Source organism: Citrobacter sp. VF227 (assembly GCF_052950715.1).
This window is the reverse complement of sequence record NZ_JBRFVF010000001.1, coordinates 238,470-264,260: the sequence shown is the minus strand read 5'-3', so window position 1 is coordinate 264,260 and position 25,791 is coordinate 238,470. Positions and strand designations below refer to the sequence as shown.

Below are 25,791 nucleotides of genomic sequence, written 5' to 3'. Positions count from 1 at the left end.
TATACCTCAGCCAAAAGGAGTTACCGATGAAACTGTTCTACAAACCGGGCGCTTGTTCTCTCGCTTCCCACATCACGCTTCGTGAGAGCGGTAAAGATTTCACGCTGGATGGTGTTGATCTGATGAAGAAACGTCTGGAAAACGGCGATGATTTTTTCGCGGTAAACCCAAAAGGTCAAGTCCCCGCGCTGCTGCTGGATGACGGAACGCTACTGACCGAAGGCGTCGCCATCATGCAATACCTGGCAGACAGCGTGCCAGACCGTCAGCTCCTGGCCCCTACAAGCAGCCTCTCCCGTTACAAAACCATCGAATGGCTTAACTACATTGCGACAGAGCTGCATAAAGGCTTTACACCACTTTTCCGTCCCGATACGCCGGAGGACTTCAAGCCAACCGTTCGCGCGCTGCTGGAGAAAAAAATGCAGTATGTGAATGACTCGCTGAAAGATAACCCATGGATCTGTGGCTCGCGCTTCAGCATTGCGGACGCTTATCTGTTCACCGTGCTGCGCTGGGCCTATGCGGTGAAGCTGAATATGGCCGGTTTAAGCAATATAGACGCGTATATGGCGCGGATGGCTGAACGCCCGGCGGTTGCAGCGGCGTTGAAAGCTGAAGGGTTAAATTAACTGCTGTTGCCGGGTAGCGCTGGCGCTTACCCGGCCTATAGTCAAACCAATGCCCGATAAGCGAGAGCGCCATCGGGCATTGATTACAGCTGCGTCGCGCTGAAGTAATGTTCAGGCCTGGCGATAGAATCCTGCGCGGCCACCACCTGCAACTCATACTCGTGCATCTCTTTGGTGGCGATCATCACTTCATACACCGCCGCTGTCACATGCTCAAGCGCCTGCTGTAAAGACGCCCCCTGCAACAGTTTAACCAGCAACAAGCCACTGGTGACATCACCGACGCCAACGGGCTGACGAGCGCCAAAATCAACTAACGGTCGGCTGATGTGCCACGCCTGGTCGGCTGTGACCAACAACATCTCGAAACGATCTGAGCTAATACCTGCACGAGCCAGATGCTTCACCAGCACAATTGCCGGTCCTTGCGCAATGAGCTCACGTGCGGCTGCCACTGCCTCATTGACGCTGTTAACCGCGTGTTCGCACAAAATTTCGAGTTCAACCAGATTCGGGGCGATAATGTCGCTGGCCGGCAACGAATGGCGCACGTGAAACTCAGCGACGCCGGGTGCAACGATACACCCTTTCTCCGGATGCCCCATCACCGGGTCGCAGAAGTATTTCGCCTGCGGATTGGCCGCTTTCACCTGGCGTACAATATCCAGAATATGCTCGCCCTGCTCTGCTGAACCAAGATAACCGCTCAGGACTGCGTCACAGGTCTGAAGTTTATCAATATCGGCAATACCCTGAACGATTTCGGTCAGGTGGCTCGGCGGCATAACGCAACCGGTCCATTTACCGTATTGTGTATGGTTAGAAAACTGAACGGTATTCAGCGGCCAGACATTTGCGCCAAGACGACGCATTGGAAACTCTGCTGCACTATTGCCCGCATGACCAAAAACAACGTGGGACTGGATGGCGAGGATATTCTTCATTTTGCTTACCACAACCCTGAAAAAATAAAGGGGCGTAGTTTCCCACGCCCCTGCTAACTAAATCTTACTTCCAGCAAATCAGACAATAATTCTTCTTACCACGGCGCAGTAAGGTGTAGCGCCCGAACAGGATATCACTCTCCTGGAAGAAATATTCCGGATCAGATTGCTTCTCACCATTGATGGTCACCGCGTTTGACGCGATGGTCTTACGTGCCTGACCGCGAGAAGGCTGCAGTTCGGAGTCCACCAGCGCCTGCATCAGATCGGCACCCTTATCCATTTCGATCATCGGCACACCATCCTGCGCCAGCTGTTCGAAATCAGCTTCGCTCAAATCGCTCAAATTACCGTTGAACAAACTTTCGGTAATGCGTTTTGCCGCAACCAGACCTTCTTCACCGTGAACCAGACGCGTGACCTGTTCGGCCAGTACATACTGGGCACGCGGTGCTTTACCGCTGTTTTTATCTTCTTCTTCCAGCGCATTGATCTCTTCAATGTCCATGAAAGTGAAGAATTTCAGGAAGCGATAAACGTCCGCATCGGCGGTGTTGATCCAGAACTGGTAGAATTTATAAGGGCTGGTTTTCTTCGGATCCAGCCACACAGCGCCGCCTTCAGTCTTACCGAATTTGGTGCCGTCAGCTTTAGTGATCAGCGGAACGGTCAGACCAAATACCTGATTCTGATGCAGACGACGGGTCAAATCGATACCAGAAGTAATGTTACCCCACTGGTCTGAACCACCAATCTGCAGCGCCACGCCGTGCAGTTTATTCAGACAGGCAAAGTCATAACCCTGCAGCAGATTGTAAGAAAACTCGGTAAAGGAGATCCCTTGATCGTCGCGGTTCAGACGCTGCTTCACCGCTTCTTTGTTGATCATCTGGTTAACAGAGAAGTGTTTGCCGATATCACGCAGGAAGGTCAGTACGTTCATACCGCCAAACCAGTCGTAGTTATTCGCAGCAATCGCCGAGTTGTCGCCACAGTCGAAATCGAGGAACGGCGCAACCTGTTTGCGGATTTTGTCCACCCACTCCTGCACGGTGTCTTCGGTATTCAGTTTACGCTCGGCGGCTTTAAAGCTCGGGTCACCAATCAGACCGGTTGCGCCACCTACCAGTGCGACAGGTTTATGGCCTGCCTGCTGGAAGCGTTTCAGGCATAACAATGGAACCAGATGCCCCAAATGCAAGCTGTCAGCGGTAGGATCGAAGCCGCAATAGAGCGCGATCGGGCCTTGCGCCAGTCGCTCTGCTAACGCTTCCTCGTCCGTCACCTGGGCCACCAGCCCCCGCTCTTGCAATTGTTTAATCAAGTTACTGCTTGCCATCAAAATCTCCATGTATAAAACGACTGCACCTTTGCCGGTACACGACTTTTCGCCTGATGCGAAAGAAACATAGAATAAAGCGCCGGATTGTTCAGCACCAGCGCTTAAAACAAGAAATTTGCATCTTTAGGGAGCCAGGCGATCAATTTTCCACGCGTTATCTTCGCGTTGGTATAAAAAACGATCGTGTAAGCGGTTTTCACCACCCTGCCAGAACTCCATTTGTTCAATACTCACACGAAAGCCGCCCCAGAAACTGGGCAGAGGCACTTCCCCTTGCTGAAACTTCTGTTTCAGTTCGAGGAATTTGCTTTCGAGAATACCGCGAGCGGAGATCCGACTGGATTGTTTAGATACCCAGGCGCCAATCTGGCTGTCGCGTGGGCGACTGTGGAAGTATTTGACCACTTCGAGTGTGGAAAGACGCTCAGCCTTACCGATAACCATCACCTGCCGTTCCAGCGTGTGCCAGGGGAACAAGAGGCTAATGCGTGGGTTTTTCTCGATCTGATGCGCCTTACGGCTACCGAGGTTGGTATAGAACACCAGCCCTTTATCATCATAATGTTTGAGCAACACGATACGCTGATACGGCTGACCATTTTCATCGACGGTCGCAACGACCATCGCGGTGGGATCGGCGAGTTTGGCATCACAGGCTTGCCCCAGCCAGCGCTCAAACAGTGCAAGGGGGTCGGCGGGAAGATCGCGGCGGCGAAGACCGCCTTTCGTGTATTCACGGCGCAGATGCGCTATTTGCTGCAATTCGTCGTTATCAGACATGATGTTGGCTACGGATTGTCAGTGGGTGACGCTATTGTGCGCCGCCCAGGTGAAAATCTCAACGCTTCGGGTTCTGTAACTGACAGTTATTTAGCACAATTCTGTCTCGTTTATAGACCGTTGCCTCGTTGCCTTTAGACCAGAAGACGTAGATACCATCGGTATAGCGCGCACCTGATGCCGACACGCCCTGTTTGAGGTTCAGTAGCTGATTATCATATACAAAGCTTGCCATCTGACGGGTATTGTTCAACTTCACGGTAAGCGGTTTTTCGTCACAACGATATTCCAGCGTATCCGTTTGCATACGCTCGACAAATTGGTTGTACACACTACACCCGCTAAGCAATACCGGCAGACACACTAACAACAGTTTTTTCATAGCCATATCCTGAAGACTTTCCTGGTCCTGGAGGGTAATGGCACCCTCCCTATTATTCCTAGTTTACCGGCATATGGCGCTGAATAATTTCAGTTAACTCTGAGTTCGTGGGTTAGCTGGATAAATCGCCCCTAAAACGCTCGGCTCTGATGCGCCGGTGACTGAAGGCAGATTTCCCGGTAACCCTGCCAGCGTTCGCCACGCCAGCCAGGCAAAGGCTAACGCTTCCATATCGTCGCCGCTAATCCCGGCTTCATCGGTTGAGGTGACCTCTGTACCCGGCAATAATGCCGCCAGACGCATCATCAACAGCGGATTACGGCTTCCTCCCCCACAGACCATGAGTCGTTCACAGCCGCCGCTGAGCAAGACCTGCTCTGAAATAGTCACCGCGGTCAGTTCGGCAAGCGTCGCCTGTACATCCCGCGGACTTATACCCGGGAACTGCGACAGATGACGTTCTATCCAGCCATAATTGAAATACTCACGACCGGTGCTTTTGGGTGAAGGCGCAGAAAAATAAGGATCGCTAAGCATATTTTGCAGTAAAGGCAGGATCACCGTTCCTGAACTGGCCCACTGCGCATCTTTGTCGTAGGGTTGACCACATTGCCGCCAGATCCAGGCATCCATCAGCATATTGCCAGGTCCGGTATCGTAGCCGCGAACGGGTTGCTGGGGAATAAGCAGAGACAAATTGGCAATTCCGCCGATGTTTAGCACCATCCGCCGCTCCGTTGGATGAGCCAGCAGCGCCTGATGAAAAGCCGGAACCAACGGTGCCCCCTGCCCGCCGAGGGCGATATCGCGGCGGCGAAAATCGCCTACTACGGTTATCCCTGTGCGTGCCACAATCTGATTATTGTCGCCAATTTGCAGCGTGTGCGGCGCGGGGCCTGTCGGTTCATGCCACACGGTTTGCCCATGACAACCGATCGCAACAATGTCCTGCGGTTTCATCTTTTCCTGCGCCAGCAGGGCATTCACCGCCTCAGCAAACAGATAACCGAGCTGTGCATCCAGTTGCCCAAACTGAGAAAGCGTAAGCTGCTGACCCTGACAGATATCCAGAATCGCTTGTTTTACATGACCAGGAATAGGCCAGCTCAGACTCGCCTGTTGCGCAACCATCGTTTCATCTATTGTCGCCAGCACAACATCGACGCCATCAAGGCTGGTTCCAGACATTACACCGATAAAACGGCCCGATTTCATATGTCATCCTTTTAAGCAAATTAGCCTTGACACTCAACCATAAAGTGCCGAGTAATGCCATGCTTCCTTAATGATTTTTGATGGCTAATCATTACAATGGATGCTTTATTACATCAATTATATGAATGATTCGTTTATACTCGGTATATCCGATTTCAGTTAAGATTTTCATATTGTTCCAGTAGAACATGTGAACTTGGGTTCACAAATGCCATATAATTTAGTCATGAAGGGTGCTTATTGAGCATTTCGTGGCGACAAAGGAGATTTGTAAATGATTAAACGTGTGCTGATTGTTTCATTAATGGGCGTATCTTTAGCGGGCTGCGTTAACAATGATAGCCTTTCGGGCGACGTATATACCGCATCCGAAGCGAAACAAGTTCAGAACGTGACCTACGGTACGATTGTTCATGTTCGTCCGGTGCAAATCCAGGGTGGTGATGACGCAAACGTGATTGGCGCTATTGGCGGTGCGGTACTCGGCGGGTTCCTCGGTAACACCGTTGGCGGCGGTACGGGTCGTTCATTAGCGACGGCTGCAGGCGCCGTTGCCGGCGGCGTAGCGGGTCAAAGCGTACAAGGTGCGATGAATAAAACCCAGGGTGTGGAACTGGAAATCCGTAAGGACGACGGTAATACCATTATGGTGGTTCAGAAACAGGGTGCGACCAAGTTTTCAGCCGGTCAACGCGTTGTTATGGCAAACAACGGCAGCCAGGTTACCGTGTCTCCACGCTAATCGAATTTACGTGTGGTCAGACTCTGGCCACACGCTATCTTCTGTATCAGCCTTGTGACTGTAGCTCAATAATATTATGTTCCAGTCTGGCGACCAGTTTAATCAGCAGATCAATTTCCTCAGCTGAAATCCCTTCCAAAATTTCTCCACGTGTTTTGTTGATAACCGCTTCCATATCCGCGATCAGCGGCTCTGCTTTTTCTGTCAGTCTAATTCTCTTTGCCCGGCGATCGCTGGCGCAAGTCTGGCGTGAAATGAGTCCCTTTTCTTCCAGTTGGTCAAGCGTACGTACCAGCGAAGGCTGTTCGATGCCAATCGCTTTCGCCAACTGAATCTGCGATTGATCGGGCGGCAATTGATGAATGTTGTGCAGCGTAACCCAATGGGTCTGCGTCAACTCCAGAGGTTTCAGGCGATGGTCAATCAGAGCACGCCAAATGCGCACCAACCGTGCCAGATCAGAACCTAATGGCGATTCCAATTTCATCTCCTTATAATTAGCTTGCTAAGTTATTGTGCTGATTTTAGAATAGTGTGCAGCATTTGTATTGCCAAAACAAATGTATTGCCAAATTTGCTTACCGGCAGACATTTTTTCAGACATTATGCGTTACAGAGACTCGTTGTCTCTTTTTTGCTAAACCTATAGCGATGCTCTCTTCCGCCAAGGATTTTGCCCGTGAAGTTTATGTTTAATGCAACAGGATTGCCCCTACAAGATTTAATGATCGGCGCATCTGTCTACTTCCCGCCTGTTTTCAAGGCATTTGTAGCAGGATTCCTTCTCTGGCTGGTTGTTCATCGCCTGCTTCGCGACTGGATTTATTCCGGCGAAATCTGGCATCCCCTGTTAATGGATCTGTCCCTCTTTACGCTATGCGTATGTCTGGCCTTTGTCATGCTGATTGTGTGGTGATTATGTCGCTTAAAACCGTTAAATACTTCTCCACGATTATAGTCGCTGCAATCGCAGTTTTCGCAGGATGGTGGATGTGGAATTACTATATGCAATCGCCCTGGACCCGTGACGGCAAAGTGCGCGCTGAGCAGGTCAGCATCACGCCGCAGGTTTCGGGCAGTATCAGCGAACTCAACATAAAAGATAACCAGTTTGTGAATGAAGGCGATGTCCTGTTTGTTATCGACAAGACGCCATTTCACATTGCTGAACTGAATGCACAAGCCCAGTTGGCTAAAGCACAGTCCGATCTGGCAAAAGCCAATAACGAGGCCAACCGCCGCCGTCACTTATCGCAAAATTATATCTCTGCCGAAGACCTGGATACCGCCAACCTCAACGTGAAAGCCATGCAGGCGAGCGTTAAAGCAGCAGAGGCCAGTCTGCGCCAGGCACAGTGGCAACTGACACAAACGGTGGTCAAAGCCCCCGTGGCAGGCTGGGTCACCAACCTTTCAATCCGTACCGGAGACTACGCCTCAACCGGTAAACCCCTGTTTGCCCTTGTCGACAGTCAATCTTTTTATGTAATGGGGTATTTTGAAGAAACCAAATTGCGCCATATTCGCGAAGGTGCGCCTGCGCTGATCACCCTCTACAGTGGCAATATAAAGTTACAGGGTCACGTATCCAGTATTGGTCGTGCCATCTACGACCAAAGTGTGGAAAGTGACTCCGGCCTGATCCCCGATATTAAACCTAACGTGCCGTGGGTGCGCCTGGCGCAACGTGTTCCGGTGCGCATCGAATTCGACGAGCCAGTGCAGGGTATCACGCTGGTTTCAGGTACGACCTGCAGCGTGTCTATCGGTCAGCGTAAATGAAACTGCCCCATCTGACACCTGGCAATTTGCCGTGGTTTAAAGCCACGGCGGCGCAGTGGCGCTATGCACTGCGAAACACCATTGCGATGTGTCTGGCGTTAACGTTCGCCTATTACCTGAATCTGGATGAACCCTACTGGGCGATGACCTCGGCGGCGGTGGTCAGCTTTCCTACTGTTGGTGGGGTTATCAGTAAAAGCCTCGGTCGCGTTGCGGGTAGCTTGCTTGGTGCCACCGCCGCCTTAATTATTGCCGGACATGCTCTCAATGAGCCGTGGTTGTTTTTGCTCTGCATGTCGCTGTGGATTGGTTTTTGTACCTGGGCCTGTGCCCATTTTACCAATAACGTCGCTTACGCCTTTCAATTGGCGGGCTACACCGCGGCAATCATTGCGTTTCCCATGGTTAATACCATTGAGATTACGCAGTTGTGGAATATCGCGCAGGCCCGCGTGTGCGAGGTTATCGTGGGTATCCTGTGCGGTGGGATGATGATGATGATCCTGCCCAGCACCTCCGATGGCACCACGTTACTTACCGCGCTGAAAAACATGCATTCTCGTTTACTGGAACATGCCAGCTTACTCTGGCAACCGGAGACAACGGACGCCATTCGTACGGCTCATGAAAGTGTCATCGGGCAGATCCTGACCATGAACCTGCTGCGTATACAGGCGTTCTGGAGCCACTACCGCTTTCGCCGTCAAAATGCGTTGCTCAATTCGCTGTTGCACCAGCAGTTGCGTATGACCAGCGTGATTTCCAGTCTGCGCAGGATGTTGCTGAACTGGCCTAATCCCCCGGTCAATACCCGGGAGGTCATCGAGCAGTTGCTCAGCGCGCTGGTCAAATCCAATACCGACAGCTACACCGTTGCGCGTATTATTGCCCCTCTTCGCCCAACCGATGCGCGCGACTACCGACACGTCGCTTTCTGGCAACGGTTACGCTATTTTTGCCGAATTTACCTGCGCAGTAGCCATTACCTGCATTTACTTGAAAATGGGGTCACTGCGGAACAGATTAATGTTGACCGTACGCCAGGTCTTGCGCGCCACACTGATAATGCGGAAGCCATCTGGAGCGGGTTGCGTACATTCTGCACGTTGATGCTTATCGGCGCATGGAGCATTGGCGCACAATGGGAATCAGGATCTGGCGCGCTCACGCTCGCAGCCATCAGCAGCGTTCTGTATTCTACCGTCGCTACACCATTCAAGTCACTTTCGCTGCTGATGCGCACGCTGGTTCTGCTGTCGCTGTTTAGCTTCGTGGTTAAGTTTGGCCTGATGGTGCAAATTTCCGATCTCTGGCAATTCATTCTTTTTCTCTTCCCGCTTCTCGCCACCATGCAACTCCTGAAGCTACAAATGCCTGCGCTGGCGGGCCTGTGGGGACAGCTGATCGTGTTTATGGGATCGTTTATCGCGGTAACCAATCCGCCGGTTTATGATTTCGCTGATTTCCTGAATGACAATATGGCGAAAATCATCGGCGTGGCGCTGTCCTGGCTGGCCTTCGCTATTCTGCGTCCAGGTTCAGATGCGCGGAAAAGTCGGCGTCATATTCGTGCCCTGCGTAGGTATTTTGTCGATCAGCTGAGTCGACGTCCCTCACTCAGTGAAAACGAATTTGAGTCGCTGACCTATCACCACGTCAGCCAGCTTAGCAACAGTCAGGACGCGCTGGCGAGACGCTGGTTATTGCGTTGGGGAGTAGTTTTGTTGAACTGCTCACACGTGGTGTGGCAGCTTCGCACATGGGAGGCGCGTTCAGATCCACTCGCTCGCGTCAGGGACGTATGTATCTTACTGCTCCGTGACGTGATGAGTGAACGTGGCGTCCAGCAACGACCGCTGAATGCCACGCTAAATCAGTTACAGCGCATCTGCGATACGCTTGCCCACCATCATCAACCTGCCGCGCAGGAACTGTCTGCGCTTGTCTGGCGGCTACACTGTTCGCTTTCGCAACTCGAACAAGCGCCGCCGCCGGGTACACTAAGCAGTTGATTATTTAATAACGCCACAAGCGTAGCGCGCTCCGCCACCGCCCAGCGGTTTCGGTTGATCGGACATATTATCGCCGCCCACATGGATCATCAGCGCCTTACCTTTCACCTCGTCGAGCGTTTTCAGCCGCGGTGCAAAAACTGGTGTTGTGGCGTTCCCGTCGTTATTTACCAGTAACAGCGGCAGGTCGCCCATGTGACCTGCGCCTTCCGGCCCTTCGTGTTTGCCAGTTTTGTGTGGATCATAATGGCCTCCGGCCGATTCTGCGGCTGAAGCTTTTCCTTCCTTAATAGCCGGTTGACAGCTGCCATTCGCATGCACATGGAAGCCATGTTCACCTGGCGGCAGCGCTCTAAGATCGGGCGTAAACTCCAGTCCTTTCGCGGTTTCAGCAATAGTGACCGTACCAATCGCCTGGCCGACGCCTTGCGACGTTACCAGATTCATCGTCACCTTTTCTTCACTGGCAGCCTGTGCACTTGCACAGGCGAGTAATGTGATAATGGCCAAACTCAAACGCTTCATAAGAACTCCGTCCAAAGGGTGTCTGATTGATAAGTGTAAACCAGTGACGCTAATTTGAACGGTAAAGCGCTGAAAACGCGATTAAGGTACGTCGTAACCCAGGGCGGCTTTACGAATACGGAACCACTGCTGGCGAGACATGTCCAGTGACTCAGACTCAATGGCGGCGCGGACACGTTCTATCTTACCTGAGCCAATAATTGGCAGCGGCTGGGACGGCAGGCGTAAAATCCAGGCGTACACCACCTGCTCAATAGACTGCGCGTTTAACTCTTCTGCGATTGCGGCTAGCTCATTGCGTAATGGCTGGAACGCATCGTCATTAAACAAGCGACCGCCACCAAGGCAGGACCAGGCCATTGGACGAATACGCAGTTGCTGCAGTTGATCTAAAGTACCATCCAGCAGGAGCGGCTGATGTACCGGAGAGATCTCAACCTGGTTGGTTGCCAGCGTAAACGGTAGACGCGATTGCAGCAGTGAAAACTGTGCGGGAGTGAAATTAGAAACGCCAAAGTGACGTACTTTGCCGCTATGGTGTAATTTTTTAAAAGCGTCTGCTACGTCGTCTGCATCCATAAGCGGGTCAGGACGGTGGATCAGCAGCAGGTCAATATGATCGGTCGCCAGTAATTTCAACGACTGTTCCGCACTGGCAATAATATGCGCACTATCGGTAATGTAATGGCCCAGCACATTTTCCGCGCGTGCTGTCGTCGCGATCCCACATTTAGTCACAATCTGCATTTTTTCACGCAGATGCGGGGCCAGCTTCATTGCCTCGCCAAACGCCGCCTCACACTGGTATCCACCGTAAATATCGGCGTGATCGACGGTGGTAACCCCCAGATCCAGATGCTCTTCAATAAAGCTGACTAACTGGCGCGCGGACATATTCCAGTCCATCAGGCGCCAATACCCCATCACAAAGCGAGAAAATTCAGGACCTTGTGGCGCAATAGTAATACGCTGAACCATAGCAGCTTCCTTATGAGTGAATGTGCATCGAGTATACGCAATTACACTTTTAAAAGAGTGAAGGTTGTTGCGGTTCTTCCGAAGGATTGGGTTTGTTTGCGCGTAATTTACGCATCAGACGCTGACGACAAAGCCGCAGCACTTCCTGCTTTTCGGCATCGCTCATCTTCTGCCAGTTAAAACGCTCATCCCGACTACGAAAACAGCCACGGCAAAAGCCGCGCTCGTCAGACTGACATATTCCACGGCATGGGCTCTGGACGGGGAAAAACTCCAGCTGTTCCGCCACATCCCCTCCTTTAGTAAAATTGATATACTTATTGAAGACGTTAACTGAATTTCTCGCAAGGGCTATTGCATTAGACCGACTGGTCTATTACACTCCATCTCATGAACAAAGTCACTGAATACGATACACGCGAACATCTGCTGGCGACTGGCGAACAGCTGTGTATGCAGCGCGGCTTCACCGGCATGGGTTTAAGCGAACTACTGAAAACTGCTGAAGTTCCTAAGGGTTCGTTTTATCACTATTTTCGCTCTAAAGAAGCATTCGGTGTCGCGATGCTGGAACGCCACTATGCGGCCTATCATCAGCGACTGGCTATGCATTTTGATACAGGGGCGGGGAATTACCGCGACCGAATACTGGCCTACTATCAGGAAACCCTGAACCAATTTAGCCAGCACGGGATTATTAGCGGCTGTTTAACTGTAAAACTTTCTGCTGAAGTATGCGATCTGTCAGAAGATATGCGCACAGCGATGGATAAAGGCGCGCGACACATTATTGCGCTGTTAGCGCAGGCGCTGGAGAAAGGTCGGGCCAACCAATGTCTGTCCTTTGTTGGCGAGCCGTTACAGCAAGCGCAGGTTCTGTATGCACTCTGGCTTGGTGCCAACCTGCAGGCTAAGATTTCTCGTAGCGCCACCCCGCTGGAAAATGCGCTGGCGCACGTTAAAAACATCATCACAACGCCTGCCGTTTAACAGGCGTTTTTATTTACTTTATTACTAGACGACCGGTCTATTCAGGAGTGCCACATGTCATCTGAAAAACTGTTTTCCCCACTGAAAGTAGGTGCCATTACGGCAGCTAACCGCGTATTCATGGCGCCACTGACGCGTCTGCGCAGCATCGAGCCTGGCGACATCCCTACTCCACTGATGGTCGAGTATTACCGTCAACGCGCCAGCGCAGGCCTTATTATCAGCGAAGCCACGCAGATTTCCGCTCAGGCAAAAGGGTATGCTGGAGCCCCCGGCTTACACAGCGAAGCACAAATCGCCGCCTGGAAAAAAATCACTGCGGCTGTACACGCTGAGCAAGGTCATATTGCCGTTCAGTTGTGGCACACCGGGCGCATTTCTCACGCCAGTCTGCAGCCAAATGGACAGGCACCGGTTGCACCTTCTGCAATTATCGCCGGTACCCGCACCTCACTGCGTGATGAAAACGGCCTGGCAACACGCGTCGATACCTCCATGCCGCGCGCTCTGGAAACCGAAGAGATTCCAGGCATTGTAAATGACTTCCGTCAGGCTATAGCCAACGCACGCGAAGCAGGTTTCGACATGGTAGAACTGCACTCCGCTCACGGCTACCTGCTGCACCAGTTCCTGTCACCAACGTCTAACCAGCGTACCGATCAATACGGTGGTAGCGTCGAAAATCGTGCGCGTCTGGTACTGGACGTTGTCGATGCAGGTATTAAAGAATGGGGTGCCGATCGCATTGGTATTCGCATCTCCCCGATTGGCTCTTTCCAGAACGTTGACAACGGTCCGAACGAAGAAGCCGATGCGCTTTATCTGATTGAACAACTGGGCAAACGCGGCATCGCTTACCTGCATATGTCGGAACCTGACTGGGCCGGTGGCGAGCCGTATTCCGATGCGTTTCGCGAAAAAGTTCGCGCGCGTTTTCACGGTCCGATCATTGGCGCGGGCGCCTACACACCAGAAAAAGCAGAATCGCTGATCGAAAAAGGTCTGATCGACGCCGTTGCTTTTGGTCGCGCTTATATCGCTAACCCGGATCTGGTCGCGCGTCTGCAGCGTAAAGCGGAGCTGAATCCACAGCGTGCCGAAAGCTTCTACGGCGGCGGCGCTGAAGGTTACACCGATTATCCTACCCTCTAACGTCACAAACTCAGTTCTGCCATTGATAGCGGTGTAACAACGCCGCTATACTAAAACAACATTTTGAATGTATTAGCCATTTTCGAAGGGGAAAAAGATGCGTTTACTTCATACCATGCTGCGCGTGGGTGACCTGCAGCGTTCCATCGAGTTTTACACCAACGTGCTGGGCATGAAGCTGCTGCGTACCAGCGAGAACCCTGAATATAAGTACTCTCTGGCCTTTGTCGGCTACGGCCCGGAAACCAGTGAAGCGGTGATCGAACTGACCTATAACTGGGGTGTCGATAAGTATGAGCTGGGCACAGCCTACGGCCATATCGCCCTGAGTGTAGACAATGCGGCCGAAGCCTGTGAACGTATTCGTCAGAATGGCGGCAACGTAACGCGTGAAGCGGGTCCGGTAAAAGGCGGCACAACAGTGATCGCGTTCGTTGAAGATCCGGACGGTTACAAAATTGAGCTGATCGAAGAGAAAGACGCCGGGCGCGGTCTGGGCGACTAACTTCCCCCTCGGGCGCAGATCGTCTGTGCCCGTAGTTTTATACTCATCATTTTGCCATAATACGTGCTGCAATTTTCCCGTATTAAGAGACCCAGATGTCCGATAACGCTCAACTTTCCGGTCTGTGTGACCGTTTTCGTGGTTTTTATCCTGTCGTCATTGATGTCGAAACCGCAGGGTTCAATGCCAAAACCGATGCGCTGCTTGAGATCGCCGCCATCACACTGAAAATGGATGAACAAGGCTGGCTGATGCCGGACACGACGTTACATTTCCACGTAGAGCCATTTGAAGGCGCGAATTTACAGCCGGAAGCCCTCGCCTTTAACGGTATTGACCCTAACAATCCGCTACGTGGTGCGGTCAGCGAATATGACGCACTGCATGCCATCTTCAAAATGGTACGCAAAGGGATTAAAGACAGCGGCTGCAATCGGGCTATCATGGTGGCGCATAACGCTACCTTCGATCACAGTTTCATGATGGCCGCAGCAGAGCGCGCCTCTCTCAAACGAAATCCATTTCATCCATTTGTCACTTTTGATACTGCGGCATTAAGCGGTCTGTCATTGGGGCAAACGGTGTTGTCAAAAGCATGTCTGGCGGCTGGAATGGAGTTTGACGGGAATCAGGCGCACTCGGCGCTGTATGATACCGAACGGACAGCCGTACTGTTTTGCGAAATCGTTAACCGCTGGAAACGCCTCGGCGGTTGGCCTCTTCCCGTGCCTGAAGAGGCATAACGGATCGATAAAAAAAGCGACCATCACAGGTCGCTTTTTTATTTCCGCTAAAATTACTCAGCGTCTGGTTCTTCGGTTTTGTATTTCGCCGCTGTTTCTTTAATCAGCTGCTGTAACTCACCGCGCTGGTACATTTCGATCAAAATGTCACAGCCGCCAACCAGCTCACCATCAACCCACAGCTGCGGAAAGGTCGGCCAGTTTGCGTATTTCGGCAGCTCGGCGCGAATATCCGGGTTCTGCAGAATATCAACGTAAGCAAAACGTTCACCACAGGCAGACAACGCCTGCACAGCCTGAGCGGAGAAACCGCAGCTTGGCAGTTTAGGGGAACCTTTCATGTACAGGAGAATCGGGTTTTCAGCGATCTGGCGCTGGATTTTTTCGATAGTGGTGCTCATTATCTTGCTTCCTTAAACTTCTTTTACGGCAGTAGTCTGACATTGTAACGGGTCAGACAGGCAACGGAAAATAACATTTTCATTACGCCTTATTATTTTATCCCCTGACGCTAAAAGTTGCATTCATAATCTCATTTATCCCCTTGAAGCCTGTGGATTTGATTGTCCTTTCACCTGTTCCCACGTTAATTGCTGTTTTTTTTTGCGGTCGGTTACGAAACACAGTTTTAAACAAAAAAAGCTATTAACTTTCCCTCTTTCTATAGATTAGAATCATCAAGTTTTGAAAATCACACGCAGGCACTATAGACCTGCCTTACCAGAGGACTGCTCAGTGGCGCGGATAAACCGAATCTCGATCACGCTCTGTGCTTTACTTTTTACTACACTGCCCTTTACGCCTATGGCTCATGCTTCCAAGCAGGCCAGGACGACAACTACCCAATCCCACCCCATCAAAACGGTAGATAAAAAGAAAAGCGCAACAACCAGCCAAAAAACAACAAAGACCAACAAGAAAACGGCGACAAAGACCTCCAGTAAAACCAGCACCAAAACCGCTTCCTCTTCTAAAAATCGCACTGCCACTCCGGCAAAGTCGACTAAAACTGCAAACCGTCGAGGCAAAACTGCCGCAGCACAAACCGCTGCCGTGACCTGGACTGAAAAATGCACGCCGCGTAAAGGCCATAAGCCACGCTGTGTAAAAGTGAAAACTACGGCTCCGACTACGCTCGCTGACGCACACAAGGTCAAAGTGCAGAAAGCCACTAAAACCGCCATGTCCACGCTGATGAATCAAATAGGCAAGCCTTATCGCTGGGGCGGTACATCGCCAAGAACCGGGTTTGACTGCAGCGGTCTGGTCTATTATGCCTATAAAGATCTGGTGAAATTCCGCATTCCCCGTACTGCGAACGAAATGTACCATCTACGTGATGCCGCGCCGATTGAACGTGGCGAACTGAAAAATGGCGATCTGGTCTTTTTCCGTACTCAGGGTCGCGGAACAGCCGATCACGTTGGTGTGTATGTCGGCAACGGAAAATTTATTCAGTCCCCGCGCAGCGGCCGGGAAATTCAAATCACCTCGCTGAGCGAAGATTACTGGCAGCGCCACTATGTGGGCGCTCGCCGGGTAATGACGCCAAAAACAATTCGCTAAAAACTTACCCTACAGAACATGCTGTAGGGTAAGTTCTTCTTTTGCATAACCTTTCAATTTGCTACCCTATCCTTACTCACAATGAGGCTATTGTGTGTACTCAATATAAATAATAAGGAGAGAAGCAATGTCGTTCGAATTACCTGCATTACCGTATGCCAAAGATGCTCTGGTCCCGCACATTTCTGCTGAAACGCTGGAATACCACTATGGCAAACATCACCAGACTTACGTTACTAACCTGAATAACCTGATCAAAGGCACGGCGTTTGAAGGTAAATCACTGGAAGAGATCGTTCGTAGCTCTGAAGGTGGTGTATTCAATAACGCAGCCCAGGTCTGGAACCACACTTTCTACTGGAACTGCCTGGCACCGAACGCAGGTGGCGAACCGACTGGTAAACTGGCCGAAGCCATTGCAGCCTCCTTTGGCAGCTTTGCAGATTTCAAAGCACAGTTCACCGATGCCGCTATCAAAAACTTCGGTTCTGGCTGGACCTGGCTGGTTAAAGGAACGGATGGCAAACTGGCTATCGTTTCAACCTCCAACGCGGGTACGCCGCTGACCACCGACGCGACGCCACTGATGACCGTTGACGTATGGGAACACGCCTACTACATCGACTATCGCAATGCTCGTCCTGGCTACCTGGAACATTTCTGGGCGCTGGTGAATTGGGAGTTTGTTGCGAAGAACTTCGCAGCATAAAAAAGATAACGCAGAAGGGCTTCCTTCTGCGTTTTTGCATTAATTCGCGGTAGTGCAAGCCTCTTCAGGCTGTCTTCTTGCGGAAATGAACACCAGCAGCAGCGCAAGCCCTGCCACAATCGCCCCCATCACAGGCACAAAACTGTAACCCAGTCCACCGGATATCACCGCCCCACCGGCTGCGGCCCCCAGTGCATTCCCCAGGTTAAATGCGCCAATATTGACTGACGATGATAAACCCGGCGCTTCGCTGGCAACACGCATCACTCGCATCTGCAACGGTGGAACCACTGCAAATGTCGCCGCACCCCAGACCACCATACTGACCGCCGCGCCAGGCTCATTACGCGCAAGGAAAGGAATGGCCAGCATAATAACCATTAACAGCAGTAAAAAGCCTTTCAACGTACCATTGACTGAACGGTCAGCCAGCTTGCCGCCAAAATAGTTACCGATTGAGAAGCCCACGCCAATCAGCACCAGCATACCGGTCACAAATGCTGGTGTGGCATGAGTGATAGTGTGCAGCACCGGTGAGATGTAGGTATAAAGCGTGAACATCGCCCCTGCTCCCAGAACGGTCGTCAGCAGAGCCGACAGCACCTGAGGACGCATAAGTACCGCCAGTTCGCTGCGGACATCCGGACGCTCTCCCGCCCCGCCTTTGGGTAATGAGAAGAACAGACTGACCATGGCGATAACGCCGAGCCCTGCCGTTGCCATGAACGACATGCGCCAGCCGATGCTTTCACCAAGCCAGGTCGCCGCCGGAACGCCGCCAATATTGGCAATGGTTAACCCCATAAACATGGTTGCCACGGCACTGGCCTGTTTATGTTTGGGCACCACACTTGCAGCAACCACAGAGCCAAGGCCGAAAAATGCCCCGTGATTAAGACTGGTCAAAATGCGTGATAACATCAGCGTGGAGTAATCCGGTGAAATCGCCGAGAGGACATTACCCAACGTGAAAATCGCCATCAGGAAAATCAACGCATTACGTCGCGCACGATGAGACAATAATAATGTCATCAGCGGAGCCCCCACCATCACGCCAACCGCATACGCGCTGATTAACATGCCGGCGGCCGGAATCGAAACATCCACTCCTTTGGCTATGACGGGCAATAATCCCATTGGCGAAAATTCGGTGGTGCCAATGCCAAACGCTCCGATCGCCAGCGCCAGTAAAGGATAATTGAGTTTCATATTGCGACTCCGTAACGTCGAGCCGTGGCGCGACATAAAATAAGAGTCAAAAGCATGACATTGATCGCAAAATTAATAAAGTTAACAAAATTGCAAAAGACTTTTGCTTATTCGCAAACAATAGAAGAGATAGACGAGCGGAAAGAGTGAGGGAGAGCTAACTCCCTCGAGGAAATTAATGCAGCGCTGCGGTCAGGCCACCCGCGACGATCAAACCCAGAACAATAATGGTAGTCACTAACGAAAATTTCAGATCGGTGCTCATCAAGTTTTCTCCTTTTTATTCCCACACAAAAAGTGATATTGCGCATTTTTACACACTTGAAAGCAAAAATCTCTCACGATTTATATTGATAACTGCTTTTAACTCTTCCCCTTTTCGTTAAGATCAGACAAAATTCCACGCTTACTTGATTAGCGTACCGGCCATTGACCCCTTCCTGACGTTCCGTGTCGTTTTCCCGGCGTGCCGCAACCCTTACGTTGCGCTAAGGGTGTGTGAAGGCAAACGTTTACCTGGAGTATTCTCAGGAGCTTAGGATATGGTCTGGAGTGAGATGTAATGGCAACAATTAAAGATGTAGCGAAGCGAGCAAACGTTTCCACTACAACCGTATCACACGTGATTAACAAGACGCGCTTTGTCGCGGAAGAAACGCGTAATGCTGTCTGGGCGGCAATCAAAGAGCTGCACTATTCTCCGAGCGCAGTTGCGCGCAGCCTGAAGGTGAATCACACCAAGTCTATTGGCTTGCTGGCCACCAGCAGTGAAGCGGCCTATTTCGCTGAAATTATCGAAGCCGTTGAGAAAAACTGTTTCCAGAAAGGCTATACCCTGATTCTGGGTAACGCATGGAACAGCCTTGAAAAACAGCAGGCTTATCTGTCGATGATGGCGCAAAAGCGCGTTGATGGTCTGCTGGTGATGTGCTCTGAGTATCCGGAGTCGCTGCTTTCGATGCTCGAAGAATACCGCCATATCCCGATGGTCGTCATGGACTGGGGCGAGGCCAAAGCCGACTTTACCGATACCGTCATTGATAATGCCTTCGAAGGTGGTTACATGGCGGGTCGGTATCTGGTCGAACGCGGTCATCGTGAGATTGGCGTGATCCCAGGCCCAATGGAACGTAACACCGGAGCCGGGCGTCTGGCTGGCTTTATGAAAGCGATGGAAGAAGCGCTGATAAAAGTACCGGACAACTGGATTGTCCAGGGGGATTTTGAGCCTGAATCCGGCTATCGCGCCATGCAGCAAATTCTGTCACAGCCGCATCGTCCGACCGCCGTCTTCTGTGGTGGCGATATCATGGCGATGGGTGCGCTGTGCGCCGCTGATGAGATGGGACTGCGGGTACCGCAGGATATCTCGCTTATCGGCTACGACAACGTGCGCAACGCCCGTTTCTTCACGCCGGCTCTGACGACCATTCACCAGCCTAAAGATTCGCTCGGTGAAACGGCCTTCAATATGCTGTTAGACCGTATCGTGAATAAACGCGAAGAGTCGCAATCTATCGAGGTGCATCCGCGTCTGGTAGAGCGTCGCTCCGTTGCCGACGGCCCGTTCCGCGATTACCGTCGTTAAGACCGTTGTGCGGGAGCCTCATCTGGCTCCCGCAGCCACTCTTTGTTCAGCGTTTCGCTATCCCCTAAATAGTCCAACAGCCAGCTCAATGCAGGTGACGTATCGTTCTGTTGCCATGTCAGACAGCATGCGGCATCAGGAAATGGATTTTCCAGCTGTAGCGCGACCCACTTGCCGCTATCGATCCACGGTTTGGCAAAATGCGTCGGTACCATGCCAACACACAACCCTGCGGATAAGCAGGTAGCGGAAGATTCCCAGTCAGGCACCACGACACGTTTTTGGTTATCCAGCAGCCAGGTAATGCGTTTTGGCAGCGTACGGGAAGTATCTTCACGCACCAGCGACGGCCAGTTGCGCAACGTGTCGTCGCTAAGCGGCCCAGGCATTGACGCCAACGGATGATGGCTGGCCACCACGCAACTCCAGCTCAGCATTCCCATGTCGCGAAAGGTATAGCGTCCCCCCACCGGAATCGCCTGCGTGGCGCCAATTGCCAGCTCAACGCGACCATCGGACAGCGCATCCCAGACGCCGTTAAACACTTCCTGAAAAACCAACAGTTCCACATCATCAAAATGACGATAGAAATCCACGATCATCTGTCGGGTGCGATCCGGGCGAACAATGTTATCTACCGCAATCGCCAGCTGTCCGCGCCAGCCGTTGGCAATTTGCTGACATTGCTGGCGGGTGATCTGCATTTTTTTGATAACAGAGCGGCCTTCTTTGAGAAACCACGCACCGGCAGGCGTCAACTCCACATCCCGATGACGTCGCTCAAAAAGCGGCACCGCCAGCCACTCTTCCAGCTGACGTACGGTGTAGCTTACCGCTGAGGGTACACGGTGCAACTCCTGCGCGGCCGAACTAAAGCTGCCATTACGCGCAACCGCATCAACCACTTCAAGTGAATATTCCGACCACATATTCTGCCTGCAAAAAATTTGAAATCAGTAAGCAAATATTAGCGTTTCACAGCAAGAATTACACTCACTACACTCAGCGGCATTGTTCTACTGCTAAAAAAAGAGAAATGATGATGCAACCTGGGAAAGGGTTTTTAGTCTGGCTGGCGGGTCTTAGCGTGCTCGGCTTTCTGGCAACGGATATGTATCTGCCCGCCTTCGCCGCAATTCAGTCCGATCTGCAAACGCCTGCATCAGCCGTCAGCGCCAGCCTTAGCTTGTTCTTAGCCGGTTTTGCCGTGGCACAGCTTCTGTGGGGGCCACTTTCCGACCACTACGGCCGCAAACCTATTTTGTTGCTGGGTTTATCTATCTTTGCTCTGGGTAGTCTGGGCATGCTGTGGGTTGAAAACGCCACAGGCCTGCTGGCGCTGCGTTTTGTTCAAGCCGTTGGTGTCTGTGCGGCATCGGTAATCTGGCAGGCGCTGGTCACTGATTATTATCCGTCACAAAAAGTAAATCGCATCTTTGCCACCATTATGCCGCTGGTCGGATTATCTCCGGCATTGGCGCCGTTGTTAGGCAGTTGGATCCTTGTACATTTTTCCTGGCAGGCCATTTTCGCCACCCTGTTTGCCATAACCCTAATTCTGATGCTTCCTGCCCTGCGCTTAAAACCAACGGCTAAAGCGCGCGACGACAGCCAGGATAAACTGACATTCGCCACCCTGCTACGCTCGAAAACCTATCGCGGGAACGTACTGATTTATGCCGCCTGTTCCGCGAGCTTCTTCGCATGGCTGACGGGCTCCCCGTTCATCCTCAGCGAAATGGGCTACAGCCCGGCAGTGATTGGCCTGAGCTATGTACCGCAAACCATCGCCTTCTTAGTCGGCGGTTACGGCTGTCGCGCTGCGTTACAAAAATGGCAAGGTCGTCAACTGCTGCCATGGTTACTCATCCTGTATGCGATTAGTGTCGTTGCCACCTGGGCTACCGGCTTTATTCACCATGTTGCGCTCGCTGAAATCCTGATCCCATTCTGCGTGATGGCGATTGCCAACGGTGCCATCTACCCTATCGTTGTCGCTCAGGCATTACGCCCGTTCCCGCAGGCGACCGGACGAGCAGCCGCATTGCAGAATACGTTGCAGTTGGGTTTATGCTTCCTGGCAAGCCTTGTGGTTTCCTGGCTGATCGCCACCCCGCTGCTCACCACTACCAGCGTGATGCTGACTACGGTGCTACTGGCGGCCGTAGGGTACAAAATGCAATCACAGAAAGCTGGCACCCCTCAAACAGACGACCGTGTGCAAATTGTCCACGGAGAGTCTCACTAATAATTACCGCGGGCTATTAATTAGCCCGCTAACAATTATATGTTGAATCATAAAAAATTCAGGCCTATACTGATTTCCGGTTTTTAAAAAAACGATAATTTTTATGCGGTAACGGGAACAAGAACGTTCTCGTATTCCCACGGATGGTCTTTTCGGCAAGGGTTCCTCCCTTCCTCTGTTCTACGTCGGATTATAGATTCACGGATTAATTTCGTGAGATTTCTCACACAGCCCAAAAAAGCGTCTACGCTGTTTTAAGGTTCTGATCACCGACCAGTGATGGAGAAGCTATGAGTTCATCGTGTATAGAAGACATCAGCGTACCGGATGATAACTGGTACCGCATCACCAGTGAATTGTTAAGCCGTGCAGGCATCGCCGTTAATGGTCCGGCACCGGCAGATATTCGCGTTAACAACCCTAGATTTTTCAAGCGCGTATTGCAGGAAGGATCGTTAGGTTTGGGTGAAAGTTATATGGATGGCTGGTGGGAATGCGACCGGCTGGACATGTTTTTTAGTAAAGCCCTGCGCGCCGGTCTTGAAAACCAACTCCCCCGCCATTTCAAAGATACACTGCGAATTGCAGCGGCTCGCCTGTTTAATTTGCAGACCAAAAAACGTGCGTGGGTTGTCGGCAAAGAACATTACGATTTAGGCAACGATCTCTTTTCCCGCATGCTCGACCCTTATATGCAGTATTCCTGCGCCTACTGGAAAGATGCCGACACACTGGAATCTGCCCAGCAGGCGAAGCTGAAAATGATTGCCGAAAAACTGCAGTTGCAGCCAGGAATGCGGATACTCGATATAGGCTGCGGCTGGGGTGGCTTGTCCCAGTTTTTGGCATCACAATATGGCGTAAGCGTGGTAGGCGTGACCATTTCTGCAGAACAACAGAAAATGGCGCAAGCGCGTTGTGCGGGGCTGGATGTCACCATTTTGCTGCAGGATTATCGCGACCTGAACGACAAATTTGATCGCATTGTCTCCGTCGGCATGTTTGAACATGTAGGACCGAAAAATTACGCGACCTATTTTGACGTAGTCGATCGCAATTTAAAACCGGACGGTCTCTTTTTGCTGCATAGCATCGGTTCTAATAAAACCGACAATAACGTTGACCCGTGGATCAATAAATATATCTTCCCGAACGGCTGTTTACCGTCAGTTCGCCAAATTGCCAACGCCAGCGAGCCGCATTTTGTGATGGAAGACTGGCATAATTTTGGTGCGGATTACGATACCACCCTGATGGCCTGGCACGAACGTTTCATGAGTTCCTGGCCTGAAATCGCCGATAATTACACCGAGCGCTTTAAACGGATGTTCAGCTATTACCTGAACGCTTGCGCAGGCGCATTTCGCGCTCGCGACATTCAGCTATGGCAGGTGGTTTTCTCCCGCGGAGTTGAACACGGCCTACGCGTTCCCCGCTAATTATTATCGCCCCCGTGCTAACGGGGGCTTTACTCTCAGGCTCCTGCTTCACCTGTGACGTTGCTGATAGCGCTTTCTCGCGCCGCCAGCACACGCTCAACGGTATCAACCACCGCCTGCGTTTGCGGATCGATTTCGATATTGACCCGCGCACCCAGTTTTTTCTTGCCAAGCGTCGTACGCTCCAGGGTTTCCGGAATCAAATGCACGCAAAAGCGTGTCGGTGTGACTTCGCCTACCGTCAGGCTGATGCCGTCAATACCGATAAATCCTTTGTACAGGATATATTTCATCAGTGACGGATCCTGAACTTTAAACCACACCTGGCGATTGTTTTCTGAGGTCAGAATTTTCGATACTTCGGCAGTAGTCATAATATGGCCCGACATTAAATGCCCGCCGATTTCATCACTGAATTTTGCCGCGCGCTCAACATTGACCAAATCTCCGACCTTCAGATCCCCCAGATTTGTGATACGCAACGTTTCTTTCATCAGATCAAAGCTTATCTGGTTACCGTTGATTTCGGTGACCGTCAGACAGCACCCATTGTGGGCAACCGATGCGCCGGTCTCAAGCGCATCCAGCATATATTCAGGTAACTCCACAACATGCGTACGAAAATTTGGTTTTTCATCAATAGACACCAATTTCGCGGTGCCCTGCACAATACCCGTAAACATACTTCTAACTCCTGAACTCAATTAAGACATCTCTGCACAGCACAATAGCAGGTGGAAATTCAGGTTGCCAGCGATGCGCCGCTACTGCCTGTTTTTTCACTGGAGAATTACGTATTCCTCGCTACAATAGACTGAAATTTCCCCAGCTTTTTCTCCTTGCTGCCAGATAAGGCGGCTTTTTTAGTCTCTCAAATAACAACAATATAGTGGTGTACACGTGCAAAAGTATGTAAGTGAAGCGCGTCAGTTATTAGCTCTGGCAATTCCGGTGATTCTTGCGCAAATCGCTCAAACTGCAATGGGATTCGTTGATACCGTCATGGCGGGTGGATACAGCGCCACGGACATGGCTGCCGTCGCTATTGGAACGTCCATCTGGCTGCCAGCTATTCTGTTTGGCCATGGACTGTTACTGGCTCTGACGCCGGTCATTGCGCAACTCAATGGTTCCGGACGCCGCGATCGGATTGCCCATCAAATACGTCAGGGATTCTGGTTGGCGGGTAGCGTCTCCGTTCTGATTATGATCGTGCTATGGAACGCAGGCTACATTATTCGCTCCATGCATAACATCGACCCGGCTCTGGCGGATAAAGCCGTTGGCTATCTTCGCGCGCTGCTGTGGGGCGCACCGGGGTATTTGTTCTTCCAGGTAGCCCGTAACCAGTGCGAAGGTCTGGCCAAGACCAAACCCGCGATGGTGATGGGATTTCTCGGCCTGCTGGTGAACATTCCGGTTAACTACGTTTTCATTTATGGGCATTTAGGCATGCCGGAACTGGGCGGCGTGGGTTGTGGCGTCGCTACGGCAGCGGTTTACTGGGTAATGTTTATCGCGATGCTGTCTTACATTAAACGCGCACGCTCAATGCGCGACATCCGTAATGAGCGTGGTTTCCAGAAGCCGGACACCGCAGTAATGAAGCGTCTGGTGCAATTGGGTTTACCTATCGCGCTGGCGTTGTTTTTCGAAGTGACGCTGTTTGCAGTAGTCGCATTGCTGGTTTCCCCACTGGGGATTGTTGACGTCGCCGGACACCAGATCGCGTTGAACTTCAGCTCGTTAATGTTCGTTCTGCCGATGTCTCTGGCTGCCGCCGTCACCATTCGTGTCGGTTATCGTCTGGGCCAGGGTTCCACGCTGGATGCCCAAACCGCAGCCAGAACGGGTCTGGGCGTCGGTGTCTGCATGGCCGTGGTAACGGCGATTTTCACCGTGACATTCCGTGAACACATTGCCCTGCTCTACAACAATAACCCGGAAGTTGTCGCTCTGGCAGCACAGCTCATGTTGCTGGCGGCGGTGTATCAAATATCTGACTCTATCCAGGTTATTGGCAGCGGTATCCTGCGTGGTTATAAAGATACCCGTTCAATTTTCTTTATTACCTTTACGGCCTACTGGGTGCTGGGTCTGCCGAGCGGCTATATTCTGGCGCTGACCGATCTGGTGGTTGACCGGATGGGGCCAGCAGGATTCTGGATGGGCTTTATTATCGGCCTGACTTCTGCGGCGGTGCTGATGATGCTGCGAATGCGTTTTCTACAACGCCAACCGTCAGCGGTTATATTGCAACGAGCTGCACGATAATACCCAAATAGCCGCCGTTGGCGGCTTTTTTCAT

The 25,791-nt window shown here is 51.6% G+C and carries 28 protein-coding genes and 1 pseudogene; 15 read left to right on the top strand and 14 right to left on the bottom strand.

Annotated elements, in window-relative coordinates:
- Positions 1 to 26: 26 nt before the first annotated feature.
- Complete coding sequence (gstA, locus tag ACU8YC_RS01375) at positions 27 to 632, top strand: glutathione transferase GstA (RefSeq protein WP_151219098.1); 606 nt, start codon at positions 27 to 29, stop codon at positions 630 to 632.
- Between the two features lie 83 nt (positions 633 to 715).
- On the opposite strand, the gene pdxY is transcribed toward gstA, so the two are convergent.
- The 5 genes from pdxY to anmK form a co-directional block, all read right to left on the bottom strand.
- Positions 716 to 1,576: a pyridoxal kinase PdxY gene (pdxY, locus tag ACU8YC_RS01370; protein ID WP_151219097.1), complete on the bottom strand. Its 861-nt coding sequence runs from the start codon at positions 1,574 to 1,576 to the stop codon at positions 716 to 718.
- 64 nt (positions 1,577 to 1,640) lie between these two features.
- A complete protein-coding gene (gene tyrS / locus ACU8YC_RS01365; RefSeq protein ID WP_003029168.1) occupies positions 1,641 to 2,915 on the bottom strand; it encodes a tyrosine--tRNA ligase in 1,275 nt (424 codons plus the stop codon).
- Between the two features lie 126 nt (positions 2,916 to 3,041).
- Positions 3,042 to 3,698, bottom strand: coding sequence for a pyridoxamine 5'-phosphate oxidase (gene pdxH / locus ACU8YC_RS01360; protein WP_087878779.1), 657 nt, complete (start codon positions 3,696 to 3,698; stop codon positions 3,042 to 3,044).
- 58 nt (positions 3,699 to 3,756) lie between these two features.
- On the bottom strand, positions 3,757 to 4,086 hold the full coding sequence (gene mliC, locus ACU8YC_RS01355) for a C-type lysozyme inhibitor (protein WP_151219096.1): 330 nt from the start codon (positions 4,084 to 4,086) through the stop codon (positions 3,757 to 3,759).
- 87 nt (positions 4,087 to 4,173) lie between these two features.
- On the bottom strand, positions 4,174 to 5,295 hold the full coding sequence (anmK, locus tag ACU8YC_RS01350) for an anhydro-N-acetylmuramic acid kinase (RefSeq protein ID WP_151219095.1): 1,122 nt from the start codon (positions 5,293 to 5,295) through the stop codon (positions 4,174 to 4,176).
- Between the two features lie 274 nt (positions 5,296 to 5,569).
- Here anmK and slyB point away from each other — a divergent pair, with 274 nt between their 5' ends.
- Positions 5,570 to 6,037 carry an outer membrane lipoprotein SlyB gene (gene slyB, locus ACU8YC_RS01345; protein WP_151219094.1) on the top strand — a complete coding sequence of 156 codons (468 nt, stop codon included), beginning with the start codon at positions 5,570 to 5,572 and terminating at the stop codon, positions 6,035 to 6,037.
- Between the two features lie 46 nt (positions 6,038 to 6,083).
- On the opposite strand, the gene slyA is transcribed toward slyB, so the two are convergent.
- Positions 6,084 to 6,524, bottom strand: coding sequence for a transcriptional regulator SlyA (slyA, locus tag ACU8YC_RS01340; RefSeq protein ID WP_151219093.1), 441 nt, complete (start codon positions 6,522 to 6,524; stop codon positions 6,084 to 6,086).
- Between the two features lie 192 nt (positions 6,525 to 6,716).
- On the opposite strand from slyA, the gene ACU8YC_RS01335 reads away from it, so the two are divergent.
- From ACU8YC_RS01335 to ACU8YC_RS01325, 3 genes and pseudogenes are all read left to right on the top strand, one after another.
- Positions 6,717 to 6,953, top strand: a complete 237-nt coding sequence (locus ACU8YC_RS01335; protein WP_103770040.1) for a DUF1656 domain-containing protein — start codon at positions 6,717 to 6,719, stop codon at positions 6,951 to 6,953.
- A gap of 2 nt (positions 6,954 to 6,955) precedes the next feature.
- On the top strand, positions 6,956 to 7,819 hold the full coding sequence (locus ACU8YC_RS01330) for an efflux RND transporter periplasmic adaptor subunit (RefSeq protein WP_210905035.1): 864 nt from the start codon (positions 6,956 to 6,958) through the stop codon (positions 7,817 to 7,819).
- Positions 7,816 to 9,856, top strand: a pseudogene (locus ACU8YC_RS01325) (FUSC family protein). The gene ACU8YC_RS01330 and the pseudogene ACU8YC_RS01325 overlap by 4 nt, the downstream one beginning before the upstream one ends.
- On the opposite strand, the gene sodC reads toward ACU8YC_RS01325, so the two are convergent.
- From sodC to ACU8YC_RS01310, 3 genes are all read right to left on the bottom strand, one after another.
- Positions 9,832 to 10,356 carry a superoxide dismutase [Cu-Zn] SodC gene (gene sodC / locus ACU8YC_RS01320; RefSeq protein ID WP_151219090.1) on the bottom strand — a complete coding sequence of 175 codons (525 nt, stop codon included), beginning with the start codon at positions 10,354 to 10,356 and terminating at the stop codon, positions 9,832 to 9,834. The pseudogene ACU8YC_RS01325 and the gene sodC overlap by 25 nt on opposite strands.
- 81 nt (positions 10,357 to 10,437) lie before the next feature.
- Positions 10,438 to 11,334: an aldo/keto reductase gene (locus ACU8YC_RS01315; RefSeq protein ID WP_151219089.1), complete on the bottom strand. Its 897-nt coding sequence runs from the start codon at positions 11,332 to 11,334 to the stop codon at positions 10,438 to 10,440.
- Positions 11,335 to 11,383: 49 nt separating this feature from the next.
- Entirely contained in the window at positions 11,384 to 11,623 is a 240-nt protein-coding gene (locus tag ACU8YC_RS01310) for a DUF1289 domain-containing protein (RefSeq protein ID WP_151219088.1), read from the bottom strand.
- Between the two features lie 101 nt (positions 11,624 to 11,724).
- Between ACU8YC_RS01310 and ACU8YC_RS01305 the strand changes: the two genes are divergently transcribed.
- From ACU8YC_RS01305 to rnt, 4 genes are all read left to right on the top strand, one after another.
- Positions 11,725 to 12,324 (top strand): TetR/AcrR family transcriptional regulator, encoded by a 600-nt coding sequence (locus ACU8YC_RS01305; RefSeq protein ID WP_151219087.1) that lies wholly within the window; start codon positions 11,725 to 11,727, stop codon positions 12,322 to 12,324.
- A gap of 54 nt (positions 12,325 to 12,378) precedes the next feature.
- The gene (nemA, locus tag ACU8YC_RS01300) at positions 12,379 to 13,476 is read left to right on the top strand and encodes an alkene reductase (RefSeq protein ID WP_151219086.1); all 1,098 of its coding nucleotides are present in this window, start codon (positions 12,379 to 12,381) and stop codon (positions 13,474 to 13,476) included.
- Between the two features lie 97 nt (positions 13,477 to 13,573).
- Complete coding sequence (gloA, locus tag ACU8YC_RS01295; RefSeq protein ID WP_003029198.1) at positions 13,574 to 13,981, top strand: lactoylglutathione lyase; 408 nt, start codon at positions 13,574 to 13,576, stop codon at positions 13,979 to 13,981.
- A gap of 95 nt (positions 13,982 to 14,076) precedes the next feature.
- Positions 14,077 to 14,724 (top strand): ribonuclease T, encoded by a 648-nt coding sequence (gene rnt, locus ACU8YC_RS01290; RefSeq protein WP_003029200.1) that lies wholly within the window; start codon positions 14,077 to 14,079, stop codon positions 14,722 to 14,724.
- Positions 14,725 to 14,777: 53 nt separating this feature from the next.
- Here the strand turns inward: rnt and grxD are convergent, their stop codons facing one another.
- On the bottom strand, positions 14,778 to 15,125 hold the full coding sequence (gene grxD / locus ACU8YC_RS01285; protein ID WP_003832760.1) for a monothiol glutaredoxin 4: 348 nt from the start codon (positions 15,123 to 15,125) through the stop codon (positions 14,778 to 14,780).
- A 334-nt stretch (positions 15,126 to 15,459) separates the two neighbouring features.
- Between grxD and ACU8YC_RS01280 the strand changes: the two genes are divergently transcribed.
- Together ACU8YC_RS01280 and sodB are read left to right on the top strand one after the other, a co-directional pair.
- Positions 15,460 to 16,290, top strand: a complete 831-nt coding sequence (locus ACU8YC_RS01280; RefSeq protein ID WP_187252502.1) for a C40 family peptidase — start codon at positions 15,460 to 15,462, stop codon at positions 16,288 to 16,290.
- A 127-nt stretch (positions 16,291 to 16,417) separates the two neighbouring features.
- Positions 16,418 to 16,999: a superoxide dismutase [Fe] gene (sodB, locus tag ACU8YC_RS01275; protein WP_151219085.1), complete on the top strand. Its 582-nt coding sequence runs from the start codon at positions 16,418 to 16,420 to the stop codon at positions 16,997 to 16,999.
- A 39-nt stretch (positions 17,000 to 17,038) separates the two neighbouring features.
- Here the strand turns inward: sodB and ACU8YC_RS01270 are convergent, their stop codons facing one another.
- Complete coding sequence (locus tag ACU8YC_RS01270; RefSeq protein WP_151219084.1) at positions 17,039 to 18,208, bottom strand: MFS transporter; 1,170 nt, start codon at positions 18,206 to 18,208, stop codon at positions 17,039 to 17,041.
- Between the two features lie 175 nt (positions 18,209 to 18,383).
- Positions 18,384 to 18,473, bottom strand: a complete 90-nt coding sequence (cydH, locus tag ACU8YC_RS01265; RefSeq protein WP_003029209.1) for a cytochrome bd-I accessory subunit CydH — start codon at positions 18,471 to 18,473, stop codon at positions 18,384 to 18,386.
- Positions 18,474 to 18,770: 297 nt separating this feature from the next.
- Here cydH and purR point away from each other — a divergent pair, with 297 nt between their 5' ends.
- Positions 18,771 to 19,796: an HTH-type transcriptional repressor PurR gene (gene purR, locus ACU8YC_RS01260; protein WP_151219082.1), complete on the top strand. Its 1,026-nt coding sequence runs from the start codon at positions 18,771 to 18,773 to the stop codon at positions 19,794 to 19,796.
- On the opposite strand, the gene punR is transcribed toward purR, so the two are convergent.
- Complete coding sequence (punR, locus tag ACU8YC_RS01255; protein ID WP_151219081.1) at positions 19,793 to 20,725, bottom strand: DNA-binding transcriptional activator PunR; 933 nt, start codon at positions 20,723 to 20,725, stop codon at positions 19,793 to 19,795. The genes purR and punR overlap by 4 nt on opposite strands.
- 113 nt (positions 20,726 to 20,838) lie before the next feature.
- On the opposite strand from punR, the gene punC reads away from it, so the two are divergent.
- Positions 20,839 to 22,044 (top strand): purine nucleoside transporter PunC, encoded by a 1,206-nt coding sequence (gene punC / locus ACU8YC_RS01250; RefSeq protein WP_151219113.1) that lies wholly within the window; start codon positions 20,839 to 20,841, stop codon positions 22,042 to 22,044.
- A gap of 290 nt (positions 22,045 to 22,334) precedes the next feature.
- Entirely contained in the window at positions 22,335 to 23,483 is a 1,149-nt protein-coding gene (gene cfa, locus ACU8YC_RS01245; protein WP_151219080.1) for a cyclopropane fatty acyl phospholipid synthase, read from the top strand.
- Positions 23,484 to 23,518: 35 nt separating this feature from the next.
- Here the strand turns inward: cfa and ACU8YC_RS01240 are convergent, their stop codons facing one another.
- A complete protein-coding gene (locus ACU8YC_RS01240) occupies positions 23,519 to 24,166 on the bottom strand; it encodes a riboflavin synthase (RefSeq protein WP_016152982.1) in 648 nt (215 codons plus the stop codon).
- A 217-nt stretch (positions 24,167 to 24,383) separates the two neighbouring features.
- Between ACU8YC_RS01240 and mdtK the strand changes: the two genes are divergently transcribed.
- The gene (gene mdtK, locus ACU8YC_RS01235; RefSeq protein ID WP_151219079.1) at positions 24,384 to 25,757 is read left to right on the top strand and encodes a multidrug efflux MATE transporter MdtK; all 1,374 of its coding nucleotides are present in this window, start codon (positions 24,384 to 24,386) and stop codon (positions 25,755 to 25,757) included.
- Positions 25,758 to 25,791 lie beyond the last annotated feature (34 nt).

Excerpts from the sequence above, each read along its gene's own strand:
- gstA (WP_151219098.1), top strand. The coding sequence starts at position 27 with ATGAAACTGTTCTACAAACCGGGCGCTTGTTCTCTCGCTTCCCACATC.
- pdxY (WP_151219097.1), bottom strand. The coding sequence starts at position 1,576 with ATGAAGAATATCCTCGCCATCCAGTCCCACGTTGTTTTTGGTCATGCG.
- tyrS (WP_003029168.1), bottom strand. The coding sequence starts at position 2,915 with ATGGCAAGCAGTAACTTGATTAAACAATTGCAAGAGCGGGGGCTGGTG.
- pdxH (WP_087878779.1), bottom strand. The coding sequence starts at position 3,698 with ATGTCTGATAACGACGAATTGCAGCAAATAGCGCATCTGCGCCGTGAA.
- mliC (WP_151219096.1), bottom strand. The coding sequence starts at position 4,086 with ATGGCTATGAAAAAACTGTTGTTAGTGTGTCTGCCGGTATTGCTTAGC.
- anmK (WP_151219095.1), bottom strand. The coding sequence starts at position 5,295 with ATGAAATCGGGCCGTTTTATCGGTGTAATGTCTGGAACCAGCCTTGAT.
- slyB (WP_151219094.1), top strand. The coding sequence starts at position 5,570 with ATGATTAAACGTGTGCTGATTGTTTCATTAATGGGCGTATCTTTAGCG.
- slyA (WP_151219093.1), bottom strand. The coding sequence starts at position 6,524 with ATGAAATTGGAATCGCCATTAGGTTCTGATCTGGCACGGTTGGTGCGC.
- ACU8YC_RS01330 (WP_210905035.1), top strand. The coding sequence starts at position 6,956 with ATGTCGCTTAAAACCGTTAAATACTTCTCCACGATTATAGTCGCTGCA.
- sodC (WP_151219090.1), bottom strand. The coding sequence starts at position 10,356 with ATGAAGCGTTTGAGTTTGGCCATTATCACATTACTCGCCTGTGCAAGT.
- ACU8YC_RS01315 (WP_151219089.1), bottom strand. The coding sequence starts at position 11,334 with ATGGTTCAGCGTATTACTATTGCGCCACAAGGTCCTGAATTTTCTCGC.
- ACU8YC_RS01305 (WP_151219087.1), top strand. The coding sequence starts at position 11,725 with ATGAACAAAGTCACTGAATACGATACACGCGAACATCTGCTGGCGACT.
- nemA (WP_151219086.1), top strand. The coding sequence starts at position 12,379 with ATGTCATCTGAAAAACTGTTTTCCCCACTGAAAGTAGGTGCCATTACG.
- gloA (WP_003029198.1), top strand. The coding sequence starts at position 13,574 with ATGCGTTTACTTCATACCATGCTGCGCGTGGGTGACCTGCAGCGTTCC.
- rnt (WP_003029200.1), top strand. The coding sequence starts at position 14,077 with ATGTCCGATAACGCTCAACTTTCCGGTCTGTGTGACCGTTTTCGTGGT.
- grxD (WP_003832760.1), bottom strand. The coding sequence starts at position 15,125 with ATGAGCACCACTATCGAAAAAATCCAGCGCCAGATCGCTGAAAACCCG.
- sodB (WP_151219085.1), top strand. The coding sequence starts at position 16,418 with ATGTCGTTCGAATTACCTGCATTACCGTATGCCAAAGATGCTCTGGTC.
- ACU8YC_RS01270 (WP_151219084.1), bottom strand. The coding sequence starts at position 18,208 with ATGAAACTCAATTATCCTTTACTGGCGCTGGCGATCGGAGCGTTTGGC.
- cydH (WP_003029209.1), bottom strand. The coding sequence starts at position 18,473 with ATGAGCACCGATCTGAAATTTTCGTTAGTGACTACCATTATTGTTCTG.
- purR (WP_151219082.1), top strand. The coding sequence starts at position 18,771 with ATGGCAACAATTAAAGATGTAGCGAAGCGAGCAAACGTTTCCACTACA.
- punR (WP_151219081.1), bottom strand. The coding sequence starts at position 20,725 with ATGTGGTCGGAATATTCACTTGAAGTGGTTGATGCGGTTGCGCGTAAT.
- punC (WP_151219113.1), top strand. The coding sequence starts at position 20,839 with ATGCAACCTGGGAAAGGGTTTTTAGTCTGGCTGGCGGGTCTTAGCGTG.
- cfa (WP_151219080.1), top strand. The coding sequence starts at position 22,335 with ATGAGTTCATCGTGTATAGAAGACATCAGCGTACCGGATGATAACTGG.
- ACU8YC_RS01240 (WP_016152982.1), bottom strand. The coding sequence starts at position 24,166 with ATGTTTACGGGTATTGTGCAGGGCACCGCGAAATTGGTGTCTATTGAT.